We start from the raw sequence: 8,069 nt of genomic DNA, 5'->3' as shown, positions 1-8,069 counted from the left end.
AAAGCGCGATCGCGCCCCTCTTTTCTATTTCTTATCTAAAACTTGTTGATAAAGCTCAATATACCGTTTAGCTTGCAACTCGATCGGGTATTCTTGAAGCGCGATCGCGCGACAGTTTGCGTTCATTTTCTCTCGTAAGGTATCATCTTCAAGTAACTGCACAATGCCCTGAGAAAAATCTTTTGCATCTTCAGGCTTGGCGAGGTATCCAGTGACATTGGGGCGCACTAAGTCGGGAACACCGCCAACATTAAATGAGACCATTGGCGTTCCACACGCCATGCTTTCTTGTAAGACGAGGGGAAGGTTATCGGCGCGGGTGGGAAAAACGCATAAGTCAGCAGCCGAATAAGCAATGGCTTTCACGCGATCGCCGCCAATGTAGCCAAGATTGATGGTTTGAATGCCAACAGTCTCAGCAAAGGCTTCTCCTGCGGTTCCAATGGTTAACAAGACGATTTCAGTTTTCAGAGAATCAGGTAATAGGGCAAGGGCTTCTAAAAGTAAATCGCCTCCCTTGCGGGAATCTGTGAAACTTTGTGCTGCTGCAATCAGAACTTTTTTTCCTGTGGGGATATTAAGAAGGGAACGGCTTTGATTTTGATCTAAAGGTTGATAGGCTTGGGTATCAATTCCATAAGGAATTTGATGAATCGAAAAATTCTTTAGTAAACTCTCTTGCGCATTATTAGCTAGCCAGTAACCAGGGGTAACAACAGTTAAGCGCGATCGCTGATAAACCCATTGTTTCAATTTCCACTCTAAACGAGTATTATCAATGCTGATACTAGGATAAGTTTTAGGATAGGGACAGTTTCCGCAACCGATTTTCCATTTGTCGCAGTCAAAACTGTAAGCGCAATGTCCTGTAAAACTCCACATATCATGGAGGGTAAAAACAATCGGCTTATGTTTGGCTAAAGAAGGAATTGCTAAATAATTAAAGTATTCTCCATGTAGGTTATGAAAGTTAAGGATATCCGCTTCTTGGATCAAAGGATGTTTCTGGAGATTAAAGGTACTGGGAATTAATGTATAGTTAAGACCTAAGCGTGAGGAAAGACGACAAAGGAGATGTTCTACAGTACGTTTGCGATTGATTTGGGTAGCGCGATCGCTGTTGGTGCTGACTTTATCTACCAGTAACCTTGAGTCAACTTTTTGCGAGAGTAAGCCTTGATGCAGGCGATATCCCGCGATCGCTGCGCCTCCTGCTATATCAGACTGATTAATTTGTAGAACTTTCATCACTTTCAAGAATGCGGTAAGCAAATATATTGAGTTGTAAATCCATACCCAATTGGAGAGGTTGTTTGACAAAGGGTTGTCCAGAAGCAAATTGACTATGAATACTTACCCTAAAATTCGCATCCTTTAAAATTGATAGGATTTCATTTATGGTTTGAGACTGTCCCCAAAAAGAATGATATTCAACAAACAGATTTTTCACTTGATGCAAATAATCTGAACATTCTTTGAGGACTGCTGTTTCTGCACCTTCTATATCTAACTTCAGAAAATCTACAGGTTGGGATAAATAATTTGATAAACAGACAGCTGGAACTTTAACCTGACCTTTGAAACTTTCCTGTTTATTTTGCATTATTCTACCGCCATCTGCACCTTCTACTCCAAATTCTAAAGTTGTTTCTTCTTTCCATAGAGCTTTATTATAAATTTCCACATCTTCATAACCAAAGCTCTTTAAGTTTGCTTCTAACGTTTTATAAGCAATTGGATCAGGTTCAAAAGCTATGATATCACTATCAGGATAGATCGATTTAAAGTATAAGATGCTTAACCCAATATTAGAGCCACAATCGATGATGACTGGTTTTTTATTGTCAGTCAAGAACTTATAAATTTCTTCTTCATATATTTCTTTATAACTGTAATAAAATGATCGACCATCGATTAACTTAACTGGCTTTCCTAAAACAGAAGTAACTAAAGGAGTGTAGCGAGGCGAATTGTGTAACTTTTTTAACGCTGCTTCTATTTGACAATAGTCCCGATATTTAGAGCGTAAAATAAGTTTTGCCCAATGTTTAAGGGAAAATTTATCTATATCTATGGTCATTTTAATTTTTGAAGAATTAATTGATCGATATATTCAGCACGATGAACAAAAGTATGATCGCGCAATGTTCTAGCTTGTCCTGCTTTCGCAATTTTGTGGCGTTCCTCTGGATTTTTTAAAAGATAGTTAACTTTTTCGATCGCTTCTTCTGGGCAGCTATAGGTAATGACTTCTTGATCGGGTTCAAATACTTCTTTCAGGTTTGGTTGCGCGTCAGTTAATAAACAAGTTCCTACGCCTGTTGCTTCGTAGAGTCGCATATTAGAGGCATATTGGGAAGCCAGATCAATGTGATTGTTAAGAGTGACTTGTGAATTATACAAAGTCTGGTACATAGAGAGACCAAATACGGGGGGATTTGCACAAGACGCGATCGCGCTATCAACGTAATGGGATAAACTAGGAGGACTAGCTAGGGCTGCATAAGTTTTTAGTTTAGGAATTTTTTTCAGCACTGACTCGGTTGCAGGAACAATTTTCTGAGTGCCTTGTATGGTATGGTAAAGGGTACATTTCAGGGGGAGGAGTTGCTGTTCCAATTGGGAAGGTTGACTCACGCTTGACCAGATTTGTAAATCGGTTTTTTCCAGCAAGGTTTTCAGGAGAATTTCTCGTTGATTATGGAATCCCTGTCCTTTAACGATTGAACCGACAAAGGAAAAAGGAATGGTGGGTTGTTGAGCGCGATCGATTTTCTCCAAAATCCTTGGTTCAAACGCATGACACATATACTCGCTATGATGACCCAAACTGCGGAATTCTTCCACTAAACTAGGGATATTGGATAAGATTAAATCATAGGAATTAAAGATAGTTTCATCCTGATAGGGAGCGCCACACCAGCCAATAACGCAACGCAATGATGGACATTCTTGACGGAGAGATTTAAAGAAAGGAACGGTATAAGTGCTGTAATCATTAACTAACAGGATATTAGACTGAAAGTGTTTCACTTGAGCAGCAACAATCTCCGTTAACCATGTTTTTTCGTCATAGTGAACGCCCTGTTCTTCCGCCCATTTTTTTTGCATCGGTTCAGCATTTCCTACAGGTTCCCAAACTTCATAGCCCAGTTTTCCAAAAGCGTGTGTCCAAAAGTCCGCCCATCCAAAACAGTCATCCATCAAGGTTTGATACTGGATAGAATAGGGTTCTTTGTCTAGGTTGGGTCGTTGCTTATAAAAGTCTTTGATATAGGCAGGATAGTTAGTACAGATGCGAATTAAGCGCATAAATTTTATTGGGCTTTTTTATATTTTTTTAGTTTATTATAAAGCTGAAATTCTGGAGCTAGCTTTTCCTCCAAATGTCTTCTTGTACTGGTTACCAACGATTCCGCTATAAATTAACTTCGTGTAATTTTTTGTTTGTCATACGCGATCGCGCTTCATTTTGATTCAGAACTTTACAGATGCAGCGATCGCTGTTTTCTCATATAGAAACTTTTCAATCATTTATTAACATGGCATTAATTAAACTAGGGGTAGAACGAGACTTTCTAATCATTGTAGATTGCGATATGTTCTACAACTTTCTATAATTCTTGAAAAAAGAGGGTATTTTTAGCTTTTGCAATCAATCGATATCCTTGTTGCTGCAAAAATATAGAAACCTCACTATTCATTGCTTCTTCTAGAGAGACCATTCCCAAGGCTTCAATCAAAATGATATTAGGTCTATATCTTTCCCAATTGTTTGATTTCAAAACAGCATAATCTAAGCCTTCTACATCAATGCTCATAAAATTAATCGTTTGATTTTTAGGTAAATATATATCTAAAATTTCTGATAGCTTTTTTGTTTTTAGTGTTTTTTTTTCTACTATAACTCTACCATTTTTAACTTCATGATCAACAGCTTTATTATAATCAAATGTATTCAATGCAGGCTCATCGAGCATATAAAACGTTAAGTCAGTAGGTTGACTATAAATAGGAATTTCAAGATTAATATCATTAGGTCTAATTTTCTTGAAAAACTTCATACTTCCTGGCATTGCATCAATATTAATACCACGCCACCCTAGTTTATAAAAATAATAAGTATTAGAAAATCGAGTCGGATGATGTGCGCCTATATCTACATAAAAACCCGTTTCTTGTTTTTCAAAGAGACGCGCTAACAAGATATCTTCTCCTTCTTGAGAATACGATTTTTTATAATAAAAAATCGGATAATATTTATTAACATGATATTTAAATCTACGTTTCAACAAATTAATAAAAATCATTGAATTCACTTTTCTGCATTAATCATTGAGCTTGATGTCATAACTTTCCATTGCCCATCTATTAAAAAATCTGTATTTCCTGAAAACCCTTGACTTCCTGTTCCATAAAAATCCCCTACCTCTACATTAAGATATCCTAAGCCATCTTTTGGCCAATCTGATTCTTCGTAGTTACTAATAATTCTTCCCCCTATTCGATAACTTCCTGCTGATAATGGAAGTCTAGGAACAAAACAGCGAAATTCACCTTCTGGTGGAATAGTTTTGAATATTTGTCCAACATAAGAACTATACAATACAAATAAAGTAATGTCATTTTTATTATGAAGAGAAAATCCAATATCTATATTTTTTGGAGATTCATTATTAGAACATTCAAAACCGAAAACTAAAATAATATCCATACCACTTTTAACGCTTGAAACCGTATTTCCATAGGTATCTTCAACATAGAACTGGGTGAACTTAACTTTTCCATTACCTCTGCGGTTTTTTTGAACCTTTAAATTATTATTAGCAATGAGAGTTGGTAAAATAGATTGTAAATAATAATTGATTACATCTTGTGAATTACCTTTAGTTATAATTTGTCCAGAATTGAGTAAAATTCCTTTTTGGCATAAATTTTCAACCGCAGCCATGTTATGACTAACAAATAAAACCGTTCTCCCCTCATTCGTTGCCACATCCTCCATCTTCCCCAAACACTTCTTCTGAAACGCAGCATCCCCCACCGCCAACACCTCATCCACCACCAAAATCTCTGGTTCAAGATGCGCTGCTACCGCAAACGCCAACCGCACATACATCCCGCTAGAATAGCGCTTCACAGGCGTATCTAGAAACTTCTCCACCTCTGCAAACGCCACGATTTCATCAAACTTCTTCTTAATCTCCGCCTTCCCCATTCCCAGAATTGCCCCATTGAGATAGATATTCTCTCGCCCCGTCAACTCTGGATGAAACCCAGTTCCCACCTCTAAAAGACTTGCCACTCGCCCGTTTAATTCAATTCTTCCTGTGGTTGGTTCTGTAATTCGGCTGAGAATCTTTAGCAGTGTCGATTTTCCCGCCCCATTGCGCCCAATAATCCCAACGCGATCGCCCCGTTTCACTTCAAAAGAAACATCCTGCAACGCCCAAAACTCTTCCTGATTCCGTTGCTGAAACGACTGCGGATGACGAATTTTCTTCAGCAGAGACTTTCCCGCATTTGCCATGACATCCCGCAGGGCAACATAGCGCGACCAACCCTCTGGCTTATGCCCGATAACATATTTCTTCCCTAAATTTTCAACCCGAATCATCGTGTCTGACATCAGTTAGCTCACTCGGAACTCTTCACCCAGCATTCCCACTTCTCTCTAGTCGGTGATCAAGATAGTGAAGATCATCAGACTGATTTTTTTAAATCACATCGGCAAAGCTACGCTCCATTTTGCGAAAATACCAAACCCCACTGGCAAACAAAACGCCAACCAAGGTTAAAGATAAGAAAAAACCTCCTAAGTGAAGCTGTGATTCTTTCCCCAAAATTGCCCAACGAAATCCATCAATTACGCCTACCATCGGATTTAGGGCATAAAGCAAACGCCACTTTTCTGGCACAACACTGCTACTAAACCCCACTGGAGAAATATATAATCCAAACTGGACAATAAACGGCACAATATAACGAAAATCTCGATACTGAACATTGAGAGAAGCCAGCCACAGCCCTCCTCCCATTGCCGAAATAAACGCAATCAGAATAAAAAACGGCAGCGTCAAAATGCGAATACTAGGCACAAAATCGTACCATGCCATTAAACCCAGCAAAATCATCCCCGAAATCAGAAAATCTACAAAACTAACAATTACAGCACTCGTCGGAATCACTAGACGCGGAAAATAAACCTTTGCAATTAAATTGGAGTTGGTAATCAAGCTGTTGCTACACTCAGTTAAGGCGCTGGCGAAAAACTGCCAAGGGAGCATCCCTGAAAAAACCATAATGGGATATGGCACGCCGTCAGAAGGTAACTTAGCAATCCCGCCAAAGACAATACTAAAAACCACCATCGTCAAAAACGGACGAATTAACGCCCAAGCTACCCCGATCGCAGTTTGCTTGTAGCGTACTACAACATCACGCCACGCTAAAAAGTAAAATAGCTCCCGATAGCGCCATAAATCTTTCCAATATTGCTTTTCTATTTGTCCTGCTTCTATAACTAATTTGGGTGATTCAGGGTGATTCATTGCAATTGGTCACTTAGATTCTGGCTATATTTCTTTAAGATTTTGTATGGCAACTAACTGTCAAAACCTATGGGATCCCCCTTGCACCAAAAGCACCCCATTATCTTTTCCTTGAGGAGGTGCTTCTTCTTTTGGTAATACTCTCGTCATCGCTGGTTCAACTTTAGTTCTGGAAAAGGATTAACATTGCCTCAAGCGTACCCAAACTTCATCTCACCGCGATCAGAACAATCACTGGATTAATTGCGATGCCTTCTCTTCCTGCAACCAACTTTCCCAATCAGCAACCGTAGCAAAATCCAAAAGCGCAATTGACCTGAGGTTACCCTTACCTTCAGCAGCGATCGCTGCACCTAAAAATTCTTGCCCTTAGGCTTCGGGATCAATGCCCAACGCTCTCAATTGTTCAGCGAGACGTTCAGCCCGTTGAGTTGCTTGTTCAGCGCGTTGTTCCAATTCTAGAGAAGATAGAAATTTCCTGCCGTCAGGACGATAAATTTCAAGAGTTTCCGAGGTCAAAACAAATTTAATTCCTAATTTGGGACTCACCCAACCATTGATCTCTTCCACTAACTGCAAATTACCTTCTCTTCTTTGCAGTCCTTCTAATTCATTATCATCTGGATCGTAAATGTAGTATTCCTCAACGCCATAACGTTCATAAAACTGTAATTTCCGTGTCATCTCTTTAACCCGATTTCCTGGGGAGAGAATTTCAAATACTACTTGTGGGGTAATGTTGTCTTCTTCCCACTGACGATAAGAACCGCGATCGCCTTTTGGTCGCCCCAATACCACCATTGCATCAGGGGCAACTCGAATTTCCGGGTGACCTTCTACGGGATACCACAATAAATCCCCAGCGACAAACACATCTGGATCATTGGCAAATAGCAGTTCCAAATTTTCCTTAATTAAGACAATCCACCGAAACTGCTTAGTATTATCTGCCATAGGCTGACCATCACTGTCAGGGTAAATAATTTTTTGGCTCGTTGAAACACTCATGTTAAACCGTTTCCTTTTTCCTGAATTCTAGAACTAGAAGCGCGATCGCTGCGCCTGAAAATATTGCCCTTAGGCTTCGGGATCAATACCCAAAGCTCTCAATTGTTCCGCTAAACGTTCAGCCCGTTGAGCTTGCTGTTGAGCTTGTTGAGTTGCTTGTTCAGCCCGTTGAGCTTGCTGTTGAGCTTGTTGAGTTGCTTGTTCAGCCCGTTGAGTTGCTTGTTCAGCGCGTTGAGACTCCTGTTGAGCCCGTTGAGCTTCCTGTTCAGCAGGGGTAGGAATCCAATGGTTATTTTGGTCATACCAACGTAACCACAGGCGATTGATTCCCTGATATTCCCCTTCCCATAATCCTAATCCCAGTTCTGCTTCTTCCAACCAGACTCCTTGCTCTTCTATTGATAAGGGTTGATAGCGGTTCATCATTAATCCAAAAGCACGAAATTCATTCGTATAGCGATTAAAGACAAAATAATAGGGAATCCTCAGAATTTGCTCATAAACCGTCCA

8 protein-coding genes are annotated in these 8,069 nt (G+C 39.7%); all 8 read right to left on the bottom strand.

The features are described from left to right. Positions 1-24: 24 nt before the first annotated feature. Positions 25-1,248 (bottom strand): glycosyltransferase, encoded by a 1,224-nt coding sequence (locus GVY04_22770; protein NBD18851.1) that lies wholly within the window; start codon positions 1,246-1,248, stop codon positions 25-27. Then, complete coding sequence (locus GVY04_22765) at positions 1,229-2,080, bottom strand: FkbM family methyltransferase (protein ID NBD18850.1); 852 nt, start codon at positions 2,078-2,080, stop codon at positions 1,229-1,231. The genes GVY04_22770 and GVY04_22765 overlap by 20 nt, the downstream gene beginning before the upstream one ends. Beyond that, positions 2,077-3,312 carry a glycosyltransferase gene (locus tag GVY04_22760; GenBank protein ID NBD18849.1) on the bottom strand — a complete coding sequence of 412 codons (1,236 nt, stop codon included), beginning with the start codon at positions 3,310-3,312 and terminating at the stop codon, positions 2,077-2,079. Before GVY04_22760 ends, GVY04_22765 begins: the two co-directional genes overlap by 4 nt. Positions 3,313-3,614: 302 nt before the next feature. Beyond that, positions 3,615-4,208 (bottom strand): SAM-dependent methyltransferase, encoded by a 594-nt coding sequence (locus tag GVY04_22755; GenBank protein ID NBD18848.1) that lies wholly within the window; start codon positions 4,206-4,208, stop codon positions 3,615-3,617. A 107-nt stretch (positions 4,209-4,315) separates the two neighbouring features. After that, the gene (locus tag GVY04_22750) at positions 4,316-5,629 is read right to left on the bottom strand and encodes an ATP-binding cassette domain-containing protein (protein NBD18847.1); all 1,314 of its coding nucleotides are present in this window, start codon (positions 5,627-5,629) and stop codon (positions 4,316-4,318) included. 88 nt (positions 5,630-5,717) lie between these two features. Then, entirely contained in the window at positions 5,718-6,551 is an 834-nt protein-coding gene (locus GVY04_22745; GenBank protein NBD18846.1) for an ABC transporter permease, read from the bottom strand. 369 nt (positions 6,552-6,920) lie between these two features. After that, positions 6,921-7,559: a hypothetical protein gene (locus GVY04_22740; protein NBD18845.1), complete on the bottom strand. Its 639-nt coding sequence runs from the start codon at positions 7,557-7,559 to the stop codon at positions 6,921-6,923. Between the two features lie 69 nt (positions 7,560-7,628). Further along, the coding region (locus tag GVY04_22735; protein ID NBD18844.1) for a hypothetical protein at positions 7,629-8,069 on the bottom strand (441 nt) is incomplete at its 5' end.

The organism is Cyanobacteria bacterium GSL.Bin1 (genome assembly GCA_009909085.1).
Lineage (GTDB): Bacteria > Cyanobacteriota > Cyanobacteriia > Cyanobacteriales > Rubidibacteraceae > Halothece.
The sequence above is the reverse complement of the archived record's forward strand: the minus strand, read 5'-3'. Positions and strand labels throughout refer to the sequence as shown.

Excerpts from the sequence above, each read along its gene's own strand:
- GVY04_22750 (NBD18847.1), bottom strand. The coding sequence starts at position 5,629 with ATGTCAGACACGATGATTCGGGTTGAAAATTTAGGGAAGAAATATGTT.
- GVY04_22745 (NBD18846.1), bottom strand. The coding sequence starts at position 6,551 with ATGAATCACCCTGAATCACCCAAATTAGTTATAGAAGCAGGACAAATA.
- GVY04_22760 (NBD18849.1), bottom strand. The coding sequence starts at position 3,312 with ATGCGCTTAATTCGCATCTGTACTAACTATCCTGCCTATATCAAAGAC.
- GVY04_22765 (NBD18850.1), bottom strand. The coding sequence starts at position 2,080 with ATGACCATAGATATAGATAAATTTTCCCTTAAACATTGGGCAAAACTT.
- GVY04_22740 (NBD18845.1), bottom strand. The coding sequence starts at position 7,559 with ATGAGTGTTTCAACGAGCCAAAAAATTATTTACCCTGACAGTGATGGT.
- GVY04_22770 (NBD18851.1), bottom strand. The coding sequence starts at position 1,248 with ATGAAAGTTCTACAAATTAATCAGTCTGATATAGCAGGAGGCGCAGCG.